14 protein-coding genes, 1 tRNA gene and 1 riboswitch are annotated in these 14,450 nt (G+C 75.5%); of the genes, 6 read left to right on the forward strand and 9 right to left on the reverse strand.

Annotation, left to right across the window (positions count from 1 at the left end; translation table 11 throughout):
* Positions 1 to 2: 2 nt before the first annotated feature.
* Entirely contained in the window at positions 3 to 731 is a 729-nt protein-coding gene (locus RF640_RS11270) for an integrase (RefSeq protein ID WP_109222567.1), read from the reverse strand.
* Positions 732 to 882: 151 nt separating this feature from the next.
* On the opposite strand from RF640_RS11270, the gene RF640_RS11275 reads away from it, so the two are divergent.
* A complete protein-coding gene (locus RF640_RS11275) occupies positions 883 to 1,557 on the forward strand; it encodes a hypothetical protein (protein WP_017832733.1) in 675 nt (224 codons plus the stop codon).
* A 95-nt stretch (positions 1,558 to 1,652) separates the two neighbouring features.
* Here the strand turns inward: RF640_RS11275 and RF640_RS11280 are convergent.
* A tRNA-Arg gene (locus RF640_RS11280) sits at positions 1,653 to 1,725 on the reverse strand.
* A 62-nt stretch (positions 1,726 to 1,787) separates the two neighbouring features.
* On the opposite strand from RF640_RS11280, the gene RF640_RS11285 reads away from it, so the two are divergent.
* Positions 1,788 to 3,179, forward strand: a complete 1,392-nt coding sequence (locus RF640_RS11285) for a DUF4031 domain-containing protein (protein WP_348651668.1) — start codon at positions 1,788 to 1,790, stop codon at positions 3,177 to 3,179.
* Here the strand turns inward: RF640_RS11285 and RF640_RS11290 are convergent.
* The 4 genes from RF640_RS11290 to RF640_RS11305 form a co-directional block, all read right to left on the reverse strand.
* Positions 3,097 to 3,363: a hypothetical protein gene (locus RF640_RS11290; protein WP_017832735.1), complete on the reverse strand. Its 267-nt coding sequence runs from the start codon at positions 3,361 to 3,363 to the stop codon at positions 3,097 to 3,099. The genes RF640_RS11285 and RF640_RS11290 overlap by 83 nt on opposite strands.
* Before the next feature lie 131 nt (positions 3,364 to 3,494).
* The gene (locus RF640_RS11295) at positions 3,495 to 4,400 is read right to left on the reverse strand and encodes a C40 family peptidase (protein WP_368827879.1); all 906 of its coding nucleotides are present in this window, start codon (positions 4,398 to 4,400) and stop codon (positions 3,495 to 3,497) included.
* A 280-nt stretch (positions 4,401 to 4,680) separates the two neighbouring features.
* On the reverse strand, positions 4,681 to 5,346 hold the full coding sequence (locus tag RF640_RS11300) for a C40 family peptidase (protein ID WP_368827881.1): 666 nt from the start codon (positions 5,344 to 5,346) through the stop codon (positions 4,681 to 4,683).
* 5 nt (positions 5,347 to 5,351) lie between these two features.
* Positions 5,352 to 5,541, reverse strand: a riboswitch (cyclic di-AMP (ydaO/yuaA leader).
* A gap of 318 nt (positions 5,542 to 5,859) precedes the next feature.
* Entirely contained in the window at positions 5,860 to 6,546 is a 687-nt protein-coding gene (locus RF640_RS11305; RefSeq protein ID WP_109222516.1) for a metal-dependent transcriptional regulator, read from the reverse strand.
* A 234-nt stretch (positions 6,547 to 6,780) separates the two neighbouring features.
* Here RF640_RS11305 and serC point away from each other — a divergent pair, with 234 nt between their 5' ends.
* A complete protein-coding gene (gene serC, locus RF640_RS11310; RefSeq protein WP_109243244.1) occupies positions 6,781 to 7,920 on the forward strand; it encodes a phosphoserine transaminase in 1,140 nt (379 codons plus the stop codon).
* On the opposite strand, the gene RF640_RS11315 is transcribed toward serC, so the two are convergent.
* From RF640_RS11315 to RF640_RS11325, 3 genes are all read right to left on the reverse strand, one after another.
* Positions 7,917 to 9,137, reverse strand: coding sequence for an MFS transporter (locus RF640_RS11315; RefSeq protein WP_035926901.1), 1,221 nt, complete (start codon positions 9,135 to 9,137; stop codon positions 7,917 to 7,919). The genes serC and RF640_RS11315 overlap by 4 nt on opposite strands.
* Before the next feature lie 53 nt (positions 9,138 to 9,190).
* Positions 9,191 to 9,748: a DUF3027 domain-containing protein gene (locus RF640_RS11320; RefSeq protein WP_052132930.1), complete on the reverse strand. Its 558-nt coding sequence runs from the start codon at positions 9,746 to 9,748 to the stop codon at positions 9,191 to 9,193.
* A gap of 81 nt (positions 9,749 to 9,829) precedes the next feature.
* Positions 9,830 to 10,213, reverse strand: coding sequence for a cold-shock protein (locus RF640_RS11325; protein WP_017832742.1), 384 nt, complete (start codon positions 10,211 to 10,213; stop codon positions 9,830 to 9,832).
* A 154-nt stretch (positions 10,214 to 10,367) separates the two neighbouring features.
* Between RF640_RS11325 and RF640_RS11330 the strand changes: the two genes are divergently transcribed.
* Genes RF640_RS11330 through RF640_RS11340 form a run of 3 tightly spaced genes read left to right on the forward strand, consistent with a single transcriptional unit; the run spans position 10,368 to position 14,425 of the window.
* Entirely contained in the window at positions 10,368 to 10,619 is a 252-nt protein-coding gene (locus tag RF640_RS11330; RefSeq protein ID WP_109222514.1) for a hypothetical protein, read from the forward strand.
* A 3-nt stretch (positions 10,620 to 10,622) separates the two neighbouring features.
* Positions 10,623 to 12,761, forward strand: coding sequence for a helicase-associated domain-containing protein (locus RF640_RS11335; protein WP_109222513.1), 2,139 nt, complete (start codon positions 10,623 to 10,625; stop codon positions 12,759 to 12,761).
* Complete coding sequence (locus RF640_RS11340) at positions 12,749 to 14,425, forward strand: DNA repair helicase XPB (RefSeq protein ID WP_017832744.1); 1,677 nt, start codon at positions 12,749 to 12,751, stop codon at positions 14,423 to 14,425. The genes RF640_RS11335 and RF640_RS11340 overlap by 13 nt, the downstream gene beginning before the upstream one ends.
* Positions 14,426 to 14,450 lie beyond the last annotated feature (25 nt).

A 14,450-nucleotide genomic window follows, 5' to 3' on the forward strand; every position in this document is an offset into this window, starting at 1 on the left:
CCTCAGACGAAGTGCAGTTCGAGCCGGTGCCGGCCGTTGTCGTCCTCGACCCACAGCTCCGAGTCGGCGACCGTGACCCGGACGGGCCGCTTCAGCTCGATGTCGTCGTCGAACTCGACGGAGCCCTCGGTCCCTCCGCCGTAGACGGTGTCGAGCTCCCGGCTGGCCGGGTCGAGGTGCCGGATGGCGTCGTTGCCGGTGTCGGCGATCACGATGGAGCCGTCGTAGAGGATCTGCAGGTCCTCGGGGTGGTCCAGCTGGGCCACGTCCGCGGGCCCGTCCGCGAACCCCGCGCCCGCCCGGCCGACCACGGTGCAGACCTGCGGGGAGCCGTCGGGCTTGTCGGTGTCGATCTCGATGCAGCGCAGGGACGAGGAGTCCCGGTCGATGAGCCACAGCGTGCCGTTGCCGTCCTCGGTGATGGAGACGGTCGCGGCGAACTTCGCCTGCGCCGCCTTCCCGTCCCGCCGCCCGGACTCGCCCGTGCCGGCGAACTCGTACAGCACGTCGGTGTACGGGTCCCAGCGGAAGAGCCGGTGCAGGGAGGGCACCGCCACGATCACGGCCGAGAGCTTGTGCGACCACACCATGTCGGCGATGGGGGCGCCTCCGAGGACGGAGCAGTCCACCGTGCGGCGCACCGTCTCGTGGTCCTTCTCGAACAGCGTCAGCACGTTGCCCTCGGTCAGCCGCATGAGCAGGCCGTCCGGGAGTCCGATGGACAGTTCCATGACCGGCACCTCCGTGTCGTCCTCGTCGAGCGCCCGGTCGTCGTCGGCCGGTCCGCCCCCCGTGCGGCCCGTCAGGGCCGGTGCGGGTGGCCCCAGCCTACCCCGCGGTCCCGGCGTTGGGCGGCGGGCGCGCGCGCCGGATAATGGGGGCATGGGACTGACACGCGCACAGAAGGCACGCAAGCACGGCGGCACCGCGGCACCCCCGGGACCGGCCCGGGGCACCCGCCTGCACGAGGCGGCTCCCGGTGAGCTCCGCCCCGAGCCCACGAGGTCGAGCTCGGGCCTCGTGGTGGGCGTGGCCATGTCCGTCTCGGCGCTCCTGTGGCTCTGGGTGCACGCCGGGGTCCTCCCCCGGTTCGGCGCCGCCGCGGCCGGCGGGCTGACCCTGCCCGAGTGGATGCCGGGCGGTTTCGACCAGGCGCACGCCCAGCGGCTCGCCGCGGCGCTGGGCGAGGAGGGACTCGCCCAGTACGAGGCGGTGCACGGCTCCTCCGGGCTGCTGGCGCCGCTGTTCGTGGGGCTGGCGTGGCTGCTGTTCGTGGCGGTCAACACGCAGTCCCGAGCCCGGCGGTGGCTGCGCTCGGCGGTGGTGCTCGGCTTCGCGTCCGTGTCCCTGGCCGGCAACGCGGCCATCGACGCCGCTCTCGCGGACCCCGGGGACGGCGCCGCCGTGACCACGGCGTCCGTGCTGGTGATCGCCCGCTGGGTGCTGCTCGTGCTGCTGCTCGCCGTGACCGGGGCCGTGGCCGTGGAGGCCCTGCGGCGCCGGTCGAGGACCGCCGGCGCCCCGCGGCAGGACCCGCGTTCCGGACAGCGGGGGTGAGCCCGGCTCCCGGTCGCGCGGAGGCCGCCCGGCCCCGCCGGTTCCGTTCCGGACAGAAGGACGCCCCGGACCGTGCGGTCCGGGGCGTCCGTGCGTGCCCCCGATTGGATTCGAACCAACGACACCGGCTTTAGGAGAGCCGTGCTCTATCCCCTGAGCTACGAGGGCGACGCGAACAGTCTAGGGGGTCCCCCGGACCCCCGCTAACCGGCCCCGTTAGGATCGGTCGCATGCCCGTCTACATCGATCCGCCGCTCTGGCCCGCCCACGGGACGCACTTCTCGCACCTGGTCTCCGACACCTCCTACGAGGAGCTGCACGACTTCGCGGACCGGCTGGGCGTGGCCCGGCGCGCCTTCGACCGGGACCACTACGACGTGCCGGAGAGCCTGTACCGGCGGGCGGTGGCCGCGGGCGCGGTGCCGGTCGACGGGCGGCAGCTCACGCGCCTGCTCGTGCGCAGCGGGCTGCGCGTCCCGGCGCGGGCGCGCCCGGACCGGATCGCCCGGGTCCTGCTGCGGCGGTGGGCCGCCCGCTTCCCGGGGCACCCGGCGCTGGGCGAGGAGCTCGTGGACCGGTGGAGCGAGCCGCACCGGCACTACCACGGTCCCGCCCACCTGCTGGCGGTGCTCGAGGCCGTCGACCTGCTGCGGCCCGGCGTCGACCTCGATCCCGACCGGTCCGCCGCCCTGGTCCTCGCCGCGTGGTTCCACGACGCCGTCTACCGGGGCCGCCCCGGGGCGGACGAGCGGGAGTCGGCGGAGCTGGCCCGCACCCGGCTGGGCGCCGCCGGCTTCGCCGCGCCGCTCGTGGCGGAGGTCGAGCGGCTCGTCCTGCTCACCCTCGGGCACCGGGTCCCCGAGGGGGACGCCGCCGGACGGGTGCTCCTGGACGCCGACCTCTCCGTGCTCGGCGCGGACCCGGACGGGTACGCCGCCTACGCGGCGGGCGTGCGGAAGGAGTACGCGCACGTGCCCGGACCGGAGTTCGCCCGGGCCCGGCTGGAGGTGCTGGAGGACCTCCGGGGCCGGTATCCGCTGTTCCGGACCGCCGCGGCGCAGGACCGGTGGGGTCCGGCGGCGGCCCGCAACCTCGACGAGGAGATCGGCCGGCTGCGCGCGGCCGCCGAGGTGTCCCCGGACGCTCCCCCGGCGGACGCCGAGGTGCTGACCATCACCGCCGTGTGCCTGCGGGACGACGACGGGGCGCTGCTGACGGTGCGCAAGCGGGGCACGGAGCGCTTCATGCTGGTGGGCGGCAAGCTCGACCCGGGCGAGTCCCCGGCGGCCGCCGCCGTGCGGGAGACCGCGGAGGAGGTCGGGCTGCGGCTGGACGCCGCCCAGCTGCGCCCGCTCGGGGTGTTCGTGGCGCCGGCCGCGAACGAGGCGGGCACGTGGGTGCGGTGCACCGTGTTCACGGCACCTCTCACGGGGCGGCCGGTGCCGCTCGCGGAGATCGAGGAGCTGCGCTGGCAGCCCGTCGACGAGGACTCCCCCGGCGCGCTGCCCGCGGACCTGGCCCCGCTGCTGCGGGAGCACGTCATTCCGGCGCTGCGCCGCGCTCCCGGCGGTCCTCGGTCACGGCCGCAGCGTGCCGCCTCCGGTGGAGCAGGATCCCGGTGATCAGGCCGAGCACGATCCCGATGCCCCCGAACACCGAGAGCCACATCGCGGCGTGCCCCACGAACGCGGCGACGACGAAGCCGGCCACGATGCCTGGCACGGCGCCGCCGATCATGCCGTAGGCCATGTAGGCGTACTCGCGGTCCAGGCTCGTGCGGGCGTTGCGGCTGTAGTCGGTGGACATGGGGCCAGTCTATCGGCCGCCGCCGGGGCGCCGGGGTGGCCGGCGCGGTGGGCGCCGGGATGACAGCGGGTGCGCGGTTCCCGTCTGGCCGACCAGGAACCGCGCACCCGAAGCGGTGCTCTCGCGTGCGGTCAGCGCACGCGGACGTAGACGGGGCCGGAGCCCACGTTGACGCTGTCGATGACGGTCGTGCCGCCGTTCCAGCCGCCGTGGACGGCCTTGCCGCCACCGATGTAGACGCCGATGTGGGCCGCACCCATGCCGCCGTCGGCGTAGTAGACGAGGTCGCCCGGCTGCGCCTGGCCGGCGGAGACCTGCGTGCCGAGGCTCAGGTAGGAGGCCGGCCAGCCGTGGTGGTTGATGCCGGTGGCGCGCAGCGCGTTGGTGACGAGCGCGGTGCAGTCCTGGCCCACGCCGAGCTGGCCCATGGCGGCGGAGGAGATGGTCGCGCCCTTGCCGGAGGCCGAGCTCTGCGGGGTGACGGTGCGCTGGGCGGCCGGAGCCGCCTGCACGGCCGGCTTCGGGGCGGGCGCGGCGGCGGGCTTCGGGGCCGGAGCCGCCTGCACGGCCGGCTTCGGGGCGGCGACCGGTGCGGGCTTCGGGGCCGGCTTCGGGGCGGGCGCGGCGGCGGGCTTCGGGGCCGGAGCCGCCTGCACGGCCGGCTGCGGGGCGGCGACCGGAGCGGGCGCGGCGGAGGCCTTCGGCGCCGGAGCGGCCACGGCGGGAGCCGCGACGACCGGGGTCTCGACCTTCTGCCGCTCGGCCTTCTTCTCGACCTTCTTCTCGGACTTCCGGTCGGACTCGACCTTCTGCACGTGGGCGACGGGCTCGAGGGACACGGCGGGCGCCGCGGCGGGGGTGGCCGCGGCCACGGCGGACAGCGGGGCGTCGGCGGAGGCGTCCTGGGCCGGAGCGGCCTGCACGGAGACGGTGGTGGCGAGGGCCAGCCCGGAGAAGGCGGCCACGGCGGCCACGGTGCGGGCCTTGCCGGAGAAGAGCGAGCCGATGCCGTTCGAGGAGGTCAGATCACGGGTCATGAGGAGTTCAGACGACTTTCTTTCGGAGCCGGGCCTGCCGGAGGGCGCGGGTGACAGCACGGATCGCCCCGGGCAGTGCGCGGGGTGGGCCGGTGTCCGGCAGGGGTGCGTTCCGGGATCGGGAACGACGGCCGGCGAGCGGAGGAGGGGGGGCGCCGTCCGGTCGGACAGCAGGCACCGCCGGGAACCGGGAGAGCGGTTCTCGGCGTGCGGCGTGGGGGGGGGGGGGTGATCGGGTGCCGCCCGCGACGAGCGGGGTCGTCGCGGGCGGCGGACCGGATCAGAAGGTGTAGTAGCCGTCCAGCTGCATGGCGTTGACGGAGTGGACCTGGGTGCCCTGGGTCGGGTTGAGGGCGGAGATCATCTTGCCGCCGCCGATGTAGATGCCCACGTGGGCGCCGCCGTTCTGCGAGACGAGGTCACCGGGCTGCGGGGTGGCGGTGGGGGTGCCCGCCGCGAACTGGGACCAGGTGGTCCGGGGCAGGTCGATGCCGTTCTGGGCGAAGACCCACTGGGTGAAGCCGGAGCAGTCCCAGGCGCCGTAGGCGGTGCCGCCGTAGACGTAGCCCGCACCCTGCGCGGACATCGCGGTGCCCACGACGCCGCCGGCGGCCGGGGCGATCTCGCTGGTGGCGGTGGACTGCGGGGTGACGCTCGAGGTGGCGGCGGTCTGCTGCGGGGCCGGGGCCGGGGCCTCGTAGGCGGGAGCGGCGGGCTGCGCGGCGACCGGGGCCTGGTAGGTGTACGAGGAGTACTCGGCCAGCGAGGCGGAGGCCGGGGCCGAGTAGGCCGCGCCGGTCTCGACGGGAGCCTGGGCGAAGGCCTGGGCCGGGGCGACGGAGCCGATCATCGCGGCGCCGGCAGCGGCGGCGATGGTGGTGTTGCGCACGACGTGCGAGGTGGTCTCGGCACGGTGGCGGGCAGCGTTCAGCGTGAAAAGCGACATGGTTGAGTTCCTCCCTTTGCCTACGAGGTGAGCTGTCGGATTCGGGTGGGAGACACCCGGCCGCAGAACGCACGCGCTCTGACGACTTAACCCCAAGGACCCGGATCACCGGGACCGAAAGTGGTTCCCCCGCTTCTGCCAAGCAGTTTCTGTGTAGAGGCCACGGGCACCGGCAGAATTCGGCGATGTGCTCCGAGGGCGCCGATCCGACCAGTGATCGGCACGCGTTGAACAGTACATGACAGATTACGGAAGTGTCACGTTTTGATCACGACAGATAACAGCCGGACAACGCCGCGGGTCTCAATGAGTAGCTATTGAGAGGAAAGGTCGAATCAATTCGCACCTGTGACGAGCTGTGCAGTGTCTTCGAGCGCCCTGGGAATCCGCCTGTCACCAGGGAAGCCGCGCCTCCGGGGTCCGGCTCGGGCCGGACTGGCCGAAAGTGGCTTGTGAACGTCCCCACACCCGGGAAGAACCGTTCGCCGCCCCGCTCCGGGAGACGGCGGCGCCTCAGGGAGCGAGGACGCGGATGGCCGCGGCGGTGCGCAGGTCGATCTCCGCGGACCGCCCCGTGGCCGCCACCTCGATGCGCACGATCTGACCGTCCACCCGGGCCATGACCTCCGCCCCGGTGAGCACTCCCACGTCGCTCAGCACGCCCAGGAGGTCCGCGTCCGCCTGGACCACCTCCGGCAGCAGCGCCACGGTGTGCGACCCGTCCGGGTCGTGGCGGGCGGCGTCGAGCAGGGAGGGGTGCGCCGCTGCGGGGCTCTCCTCGACCCCGAGGGCGGCCAGACCGGGGATCGGCGTGCCGTACGGCGAGTACCGGGGGCTGTGCAGCAGGTCCACGAGCCGCCGCTCGACCTGCTCGCTCATCACGTGCTCCCACCGGCACGCCTCGTCGTGCACCTGGGCGAGGTCCAGGCCGATGACGTCGGCGAGCAGCCGCTCCGCCAGCCGGTGCTTGCGCATCACCTGCACCGCACGCTCACGGCCGGCAGGGGTGAGCAGCAGCGACCGGTCCTGGCCCACCGTCAGCAGCCCGTCCCGCTCCATCCTGGACACCGTCTGCGAGACCGTGGGCCCGGAGTGGTCGAGGCGCTCGACGATCCGCGCCCGCATCGGCGTGATCCCCTCCTCCTCGAGCTCGAGGACGGTCCGCAGGTACATCTCCGTGGTGTCGATCAGGTCGCTCATGCCTCAGTCATCCTTCGTCCGGCCGTCCCGGCCCGGGGATCCCGCCCGGTCCGGTCTTCCCGCACGAGCTTAGTGCGCGAGCCCTCCGGCCGCCCGGAGGGAGGAGGCGCCCGCGGGGCCCGCCGTCCGCGGGTGGGGCAGAATGGGCCGAGTCGCGAACGGCGCGAGCGGCCTCCGCGGCGGCCGTGCCCGTCGCGCACCACCCGCCGCACGTCACCCACGAGGGAGCGCCCGTTGCCCGCACACGTCACCATCCCCCAGCACCTGCTGCCCGCCGACGGCCGCTTCGGCGCCGGCCCCTCCAAGATCCGCCCGGCACAGGTCGAGGCCGTGTCGCGCGCCGGGGCCGGCCTGCTCGGCACCTCCCACCGCCAGGCGCCGGTGCAGGAGCTCGTGGGCTCGGTGCGGGAGGGCCTCGCGCAGTTCCTCGGCCTGCCCTCCGGCCACGAGGTGCTCCTGGGCCTGGGCGGGGCCACCGCGTTCTGGGACGCCGCCGCGTTCGGGCTGGTCGAGCGGAGGGCCCAGCACCTGGTGTTCGGGGAGTTCGGCGCGAAGTTCGCCCAGGCCACCGACGGCGCCCCGTTCCTGGAGCCCTCCTCGATCGTGGAGTCCGCCCCCGGCACCCGCCCGGAGGCCCGGGCGGAGGAGGGCGTGGACGTCTACGCGTGGCCCCAGAACGAGACCTCCACCGGTGTCGCCGCGCCCGTGCACCGGCCCTCCGGGATCGCGGACGACGCGCTGGTGCTGGTGGACGCGACCTCGGCCGCCGGGGGGATGGCCGCGGAGGTGGCCGCGGCGGACGTCTACTACTTCTCCCCGCAGAAGAACTTCGGCTCGGACGGCGGACTGTGGCTGGGCGCGTTCTCCTCCGCGGCGATCGAGCGGATCGAGCGGATCGGCGCCTCCGGGCGGTGGATCCCCGACTTCCTGCGGCTGACCACGGCGCTGGAGAACTCCCGGAAGAACCAGACCTACAACACCCCGGCCCTGGCCACGCTGGTGATGCTCGACGAGCAGGTCCGCTGGCTCAACGACCAGGGCGGCATGACCTGGGCCGCGGCCCGCACGAAGGCCTCCTCGGACCTGGTCTACGGGTGGGCCGAGGCCTCGTCCTTCGCGTCCCCGTTCGTGGCACGCCCCGAGGACCGCTCCACCGTGATCACCACCGTGGACTTCGACGCCGCCGTGGACGCGTCCGCCGTCGCGGCGGTCCTGCGCGCCCACGGCGTGGTCGACGTCGAGCCCTACCGCAAGCTGGGGCGCAACCAGCTTCGGATCGCCACGTTCGTCTCCATCGAGCCCGAGGACGTCGCCCGGCTGCTGGCCTGCGTGGACCACGTCGTCGGGCAGCTCCGCGGAGGAGCCGGGCGCTAGCCGGAGTTCTCGGGCGCGGAGCGCTCCGCGCGCAGCCGCAGCCAGACGACGAAGCCCACCAGGGCCCCGCCGAGTCCCGCCGCCACGGCGACCCCCATGCCCCAGCGCGCCCCGAGGGCGTCGGTGATCCAGCCGACGACCGGCGCCCCGATCGGGGTGCCGCCCATGAAGATGGCCATGTAGAGGCTCATGACGCGTCCGCGCATCACCGGCGAGGTGGTGGACTGCACGTACGCGTTGGCGGTGGTCATGATGGTCAGGGAGGACAGCCCGCAGGGGACCAGCCACAGCGCGAACAGCGGCAGGGTGGGCGCCGTCGCCGCGCCCAGGCAGCTGAGGGCGAAGACGGCGCTGCCCCCGTAGACGTAGCGCAGCCGGGCGCTGCGGCGCCGGGCCGAGAGCAGGGCCCCGGCCACCGTGCCGACCGCCAGCACCGAGTTGAGCAGCCCGAAGGTCTCCGAGCCCCGGCCGAACTCGGGTCCGGCCATGGCGGCCAGGAAGACCGCGAAGTTCAGCCCGAAGGTGCCGATGAGGAAGATGGTGACCAGCACCGCCACGATGTCGGGGCGGCCGGCCACATAGGCCAGCCCCTCCCGGATCTGGCCCCGCCCCCGGCCGGAGCGCGGCATCCCGCGCAGCTCGTCGGCGCGGATCGCCAGGACGGCGGCGAGCATCGCGCCGAAGGTCAGCGTGTTGAGGAGGAACACCCAGCCCGAGCCGATGGAGGCCACGAGCACGCCGGCCACGGCGGGCCCGATCATCCGCGCGGCGTTGAACGAGGTCGCGTTCAGGGCCACGGCGTTGGAGAGGTAGGCGTCGTCGACCATCTCCGAGACGAAGGTCTGGCGCACGGGGGCGTCGAGGGTGGAGACGACGCCCAGGGCGAGGGCGAAGCCGTAGACGTGCCACAGGGTGGCCGCGTCGGCCAGGACCAGCGCCCCCAGACCGGCCGCCAGCACCGCCATGGCCGTCTGGGTCCACAGCAGCAGGCGCCGCCGGTCGAGCCGGTCCGCGAGCACGCCGGCCCAGGGCGCGAGGAAGAGCTGGGGCAGGAACTGCAGGGCCGTCACCACGCCCATGGCGGTGGCGTCGTGGTCCGAGAGCTCGTCGAAGACCAGCCACGACTGGGCCGTGCGCTGCATCCACGTGCCGATGTTGGACACGAGCGCGCCCAGGAACCACAGCCGGTAGTTGCGGAACCGGAAGGACCGGAACATCCCGCGCGCGGGCTCCGGGGCCTCGTCCGTCCTCGCGGTCCCCGGCGGGACGGTCAGAGCTCCTCGCCCTCCTGCGGCGGGACCGGCATGTCCTCGGCCCGGTCACCGGACGCCGGCTCGCCGTCGGGGGCGCCGCCGGAGCCCTCGGGCCCGCCGGCCGCCGCGGTCTCCCCGGCCTCGTCCTCGGCCCGGTCCTGCTCCTCCTGGGCCTTCTCCTCGGCGCTGACGCGGGCGGACCACGGGACCCACTCGGGCGCCAGCAGGGCATCCTCCCCCGGCAGCAGGCCGACCTCGCAGACCGTCACCGCCTTGCTGCGCGGGGCGCGGGCCAGGCTCGCGAACCAGTTCCAGCCCCGGTACCCGGGCAGGGTGCACTCGAAGTGGTGGACGACCAGCCGGTCCTCCTCCACCGTCACCCGGTGACCGGCGCCGATCTGCGAGGGCTCCGCGATCTGCTCCACCCCGGCGCGAGCCGTGGCGACGTCGGCCACGAGCAGGGGGTCCTGCTTCGGGGCCCGGCGACGACGGGGCGCCGCCGCCACCGGTGCCGCCTGCTCGGGCGCCGGCGGCACGGCCTCGGCGGGCGCGTCCTGGACGGTCTCCTCGGTCACTGCTGGTCTCCCTCGGGTGGGTGCCGGCGGGGGCCGGCGGGTGGTTGCTCGGGATCGGTGGACGGCAACGGCGCGGCGGCCTCAGACGTCCAGGTTGTCGGCCACCGTGCGCAGGATGGCCGCGATCTTCTTCCCGTGCGCTGAGTCGGGGTAGCGGCCCCGGTGCAGCCCGTTGGACATCTCGTCCAGGAGCTTGATGAGGTCCTCCGTGATGACCGCCATCTCGTCGGCGGGCTTGCGGACGTTCTTCGCGACCGACGGGGTCCGGTCGAGGATCCGGACGGAGAGCGCCTGCGCGCCGCGCCGACCCTGGGCCACCCCGAACTCCATCCGCGTGCCCGGCTTCACCGTGGTGGCACCGGAGGGCAGCGCCGAGGAGGGCAGGAACACTTCCTGGCCGTCGTCGGCCGCCAGGAAGCCGAAGCCCTTCTTCGCATCGAACCACTTGACCTTGCCGGTGGGCACGCTGTCTCCCTCGTCCTCGTGTTCGTGGAGGGGCGGCCCGTCGGTCCCTGCCGCCGAGCCACCCTGTGGAACCTCCCATTCTAGCCCTGCTCCGGGGGCGGGGACCGCCGGGGCGCGGTCAGCGGCACACCGTTGCGCTCGGTACCCTGGAGCCATGCCTGCCTCCGACGACCGTGCGCCCGCGCCCCGCACCGCCCGACGCCCCGGGATCGACGTCCTCGGCGTCTCCGCGGTCGTGCTCGGCCTGGTGTGCGCCGTGTGCCTCGCCCTGCTGCTCGTGCTCACGGCCGTCGGAGCGGACCCCTGGGACGGGCTCACGGTGGTGCCGTGGTTCGCGTTCCCGGTGGCCTTCCTGCTGTTCTGCGCGGTCCTCGTGCGCTCCCTGCTGCGCCGCCGCCGGGCCTGATCCGTGCTCCCGGACGGGCTGCTCCGGGATCTCGCGTCCCGCTCCCCCGCCGAGCTGGGCGAGCTGCTCGCCGCCCGGCCCGACGCCGCGCGCCCGGGCACGGGGTCCCTCGAGGACCTCGCCGAGGCCCTGCTGTCCCGGGCGGGGCTGCGCCGGGCCCTCGACGCCCTCTCCCGGCCCGAGCTGGACGCCGTCGAGCGCGCCGTGCTGCTGGGCCCGCCGGAGGATCCCGCCGCGCGGCTGCTGGCCGGCCCGCCCTGGGACCGGCTGCACCGTCTGGGCCTGGTCCACCGGGACGACGACGCGCTCCGGCTCGTGCCCGGCCTGGCGGAGGCCCTCGGCCGCTATCCGGCGGGCCTGGGCCGTCCGCGGCCGGTGCTCGCCGCCCTCGCCGCCCGGCTGCGCGGCGGGGCGCCGGACGCGGCGGGGGCCGCGGCCCTGCCGCGCACCGCCGAGGACCTCGCGCAGTGGCCCGCCCCCGCGCGGGAGGTCCTCGAACGGTTCCGCTCCCGTCCCGTGGGCGCTCTGCCGGACGCCCTGCGCCGTGTCGACCCGGCCGTCGACGCCGGCGCCCGGCCCGTCGACTGGCTCCTGGCCCACGGCATCCTCCTCCCCGTGGACTCCCGCCACGTGGAGCTCCCGAGGGAGGTCGGGCTGCTCCTGCGCGGGCCCGACCCGTGGGCCGCGACCTCCCCGGAGCCGCCGGTCGGGCCGGCCCTCCGGGTGCCCGACCGGCTGCGGGACAACGCCGCCGCGGCGGCGGTCGAGCAGCTGCTGCGCCGGACCGCGGCCCTGCGCGCCGAGCTGCGGGCCCGCCCGCTGACCACCCTGCGGGCGGGCGGGATCGGCGTGCGCGAGCTGCGCCGGCTGCGCTCCGCCCTCGGGATCGAGCACTCCGAGCTCGTCCGGCTCCTCGGTCTGGGCGAACTGGCCGGGCTCGTGCGGCTGGACCCGGACACCTCGGCCTGGCGCCCCGCGCCGGCGCCCTTCGAGGACGCCGAGCGCGCCGACCAGTGGTGGCACGTGGTCCGGTCGTGGCTGGCCTCCGACGTCGTCCCCTCCGCGGTGGGCCTGCCCCTCGCGGACGGCACGGTCGTCGGGGTCCTCACCCGCGGCACCCACGCCCCGGAGGCCCCGGTGGTGCGCCGGGCGCTGCTCGCCGCCCACGCCGAGCTCGCCGAGCGGGCGCCGGGGGGCCACGGCCCCGAGGACGTGCTGGCGCTCGCCCGCTGGCGGCGCCCGCGCCTGGCCCGCGCCCTGGACCGGTGGGGCCCGGGGATGCTGACGGAGGCCGCCGAACTCGGCCTGGTGGGCGCCGACGCCCTGACCGAGCCCGGCCGGGCGCTCGCGGAGGACCGGCCCGAGGACGCCGTCCGCTCCGTGGCCGGGTGGCTGCCCGCGCCCTCGCGGACGGTGCTGCTGCAGAGCGACCTCACGGCGACGGCCACGGGCCACCTCGCCCCGGACGTGGCGCGCGCCCTCGACCGGCTCGCGGAGCCGGAGGGCCACGGGCCGGTCCCGCGGCACCGCTTCAGCGAGCGCTCCCTGCACCGGGCGCTCGACGCCGGCTGGACCCCGCCCTCGATCCTGGCCTGGCTCGAGGAGCACGGCCGGGGCCCGGTGCCCCAGGCCCTGGCCTACCTGGTCGAGGAGGCCGGCCGGGGCCACGGGCGGATCCGGATCACCCGGGCGGACTGGGTGCTCACCGGCGAGGAGGAGCTGCTGGAGGCGCTCGCCGGCTCCCCGGACCTCGCGGGGCGGCGGCTTCGCCGGCCCGCCCCCGGCGTGCTCGTGGTCGACGCCGGGGAGGAGGCCCCCGGCCGGCGCCGGGGACCCGCCGGCCGGGAGAGCGGGCTCCGGGAGCTCGCGGCGGCCGTCCGGGCCACCGGCACGGAGCCGGCCCTCGACGTCGCCCCCGCGGAGCCCGCGCCGCAGGCCCCCGCCGCGGACCCGACCCTGCTGCTCGAGGTGCCCGCCCCGCGCCTGCCCGTCCCCTCCGCGGAGGAGATCGAGGACCTGGTGGACCGGCTCACCGGCCGGGACCGCGCGCGGTGCCCGCCCGAGGACCCGCCCGACGACCTGGCCGAGGACCTGATCGACGACCCGACCGACAGCGGAGGAGCCGCCCCGTGGGACCCCTGATCGTCCAGAGCGACCGGACCGTGCTGCTCGAGCTCGACCACGAGGACGCCGACGACGCCCGGCGGGAGCTCGCGGCCTTCGCGGAGCTCGAGCGCGCCCCGGAGCACGTGCACACCTACCGCATCACCCCGCTGGGCCTGTGGAACGCCCGGGCCGCCGGGCTGGACGCCGAGCAGGTGCTCGACGTCCTCCTCACCCGCTCCCGCTTCCCGGTCCCCCACGCCCTGCTCCTGGACATCGACGAGACGATGTCCCGCTACGGCCGCCTGGTGCTCGAGCAGGACCCGGTGCACGGGCTCGTGCTGCGCTGCCACGACGCCCCCGTCCTGGAGGAGATCGCCCGGCATCGGAAGATCGCCCCGCTGCTCGGTCCCCGCATCGACGGCGCCACCACGGTGGTGCACGCGAGCGCCCGCGGCCAGCTCAAGCAGCTGCTGCTCACCGTGGGGTGGCCGGCGGAGGACCGGGCCGGCTACGTGGACGGCACGCCCCACCCGGTCGCCCTGACGGAGACGGACCCCGTGACGGGCGAGGCCTGGGCCCTGCGCCCCTACCAGCGCCACGCGGTGGAGAACTTCTGGGCGGGCGGCAGCGGCGTCGTCGTCCTGCCGTGCGGCGCCGGCAAGACGCTGGTGGGTGCCGGGGTGATGGCCGCGAGCTCGACGACGACGCTCGTCCTGGTCACGAGCACGGTCTCGGCGCGGCAGTGGAAGGCCGAGCTGCTGCGCCGGACCACCCTGACGGAGGACGAGATCGGCGAGTACTCCGGAGCCGTCAAGGAGGTCCGCCCGGTGACGATCGCCACCTACCAGGTGCTGACGGCGCGCCGCGGCGGGATCCACCCGCACCTCGAGCTGCTCGACGGGCACGACTGGGGGCTGATCGTCTACGACGAGGTGCACCTGCTGCCCGCCCCCGTGTTCCGGATGACCGCCGAGCTGCAGGCGCGGCGCCGGCTGGGCCTGACGGCCACCCTGGTGCGCGAGGACCACCGCGAGGGCGAGGTGTTCTCCCTCATCGGCCCGAAGCGCTACGACGCGCCGTGGCGGGAGATCGAGGCCCAGGGCCACATCGCCCCCGCCGACTGCGTCGAGGTCCGGGTGGAGCTGCCCCTCGCGGACCGGATGGCCTACGCCTCCGCGGAGGACGCCGACCGGCACCGCCTCGCCTCGTCCTCCGCGCACAAGCTCGACGTCGTGGCCCGGCTCGTGGCCCGCCACCGCGGGGAGCCGGTGCTCGTGATCGGGCAGTTCCTGGACCAGCTCGACGAGCTGGGCGCGCTGCTGGCCGCCCCGGTGCTCAACGGCAGCACCGGCACGGCCCGGCGGGAGAAGCTCTTCGCCGCGTTCCGGGCCGGGGAGCTGCCGGTGCTCGTGGTCTCCAAGGTCGCGAACTTCTCGGTGGACCTGCCGGAGGCCTCGGTCGCGGTGCAGGTCTCGGGGGCCTTCGGCTCCCGCCAGGAGGAGGCGCAGCGCCTGGGCCGACTGCTGCGGCCCAAGCACGACGGCCGCCCGGCGACCTTCTACACCGTGGTGGCCCGCGACACCGTGGACGCCGACTACGCGGCCCGGCGCCGCCGCTTCCTCGCGGAGCAGGGCTACGCCTACCGGATCGTCGACGCCGCCGCCGTCGAGGCCCCCGGCGAACTCCCCGAGGACCGGTGAGCGCCGTTCAGGCGGCGTTCAGGGT

It is taken from the genome of Kocuria sp. CPCC 205231, from assembly GCF_040980965.1.
In the GTDB taxonomy this organism is placed as follows: Bacteria; Actinomycetota; Actinomycetes; order Actinomycetales; family Micrococcaceae; genus Kocuria; species Kocuria rosea.

Excerpts from the sequence above, each read along its gene's own strand:
- RF640_RS11270 (WP_109222567.1), bottom strand. The coding sequence starts at position 731 with ATGGAACTGTCCATCGGACTCCCGGACGGCCTGCTCATGCGGCTGACC.
- RF640_RS11275 (WP_017832733.1), top strand. The coding sequence starts at position 883 with ATGGGACTGACACGCGCACAGAAGGCACGCAAGCACGGCGGCACCGCG.
- RF640_RS11285 (WP_348651668.1), top strand. The coding sequence starts at position 1,788 with ATGCCCGTCTACATCGATCCGCCGCTCTGGCCCGCCCACGGGACGCAC.
- RF640_RS11290 (WP_017832735.1), bottom strand. The coding sequence starts at position 3,363 with ATGTCCACCGACTACAGCCGCAACGCCCGCACGAGCCTGGACCGCGAG.
- RF640_RS11295 (WP_368827879.1), bottom strand. The coding sequence starts at position 4,400 with ATGACCCGTGATCTGACCTCCTCGAACGGCATCGGCTCGCTCTTCTCC.
- RF640_RS11300 (WP_368827881.1), bottom strand. The coding sequence starts at position 5,346 with ATGTCGCTTTTCACGCTGAACGCTGCCCGCCACCGTGCCGAGACCACC.
- RF640_RS11305 (WP_109222516.1), bottom strand. The coding sequence starts at position 6,546 with ATGAGCGACCTGATCGACACCACGGAGATGTACCTGCGGACCGTCCTC.
- RF640_RS11315 (WP_035926901.1), bottom strand. The coding sequence starts at position 9,137 with ATGTTCCGGTCCTTCCGGTTCCGCAACTACCGGCTGTGGTTCCTGGGC.
- RF640_RS11330 (WP_109222514.1), top strand. The coding sequence starts at position 10,368 with ATGCCTGCCTCCGACGACCGTGCGCCCGCGCCCCGCACCGCCCGACGC.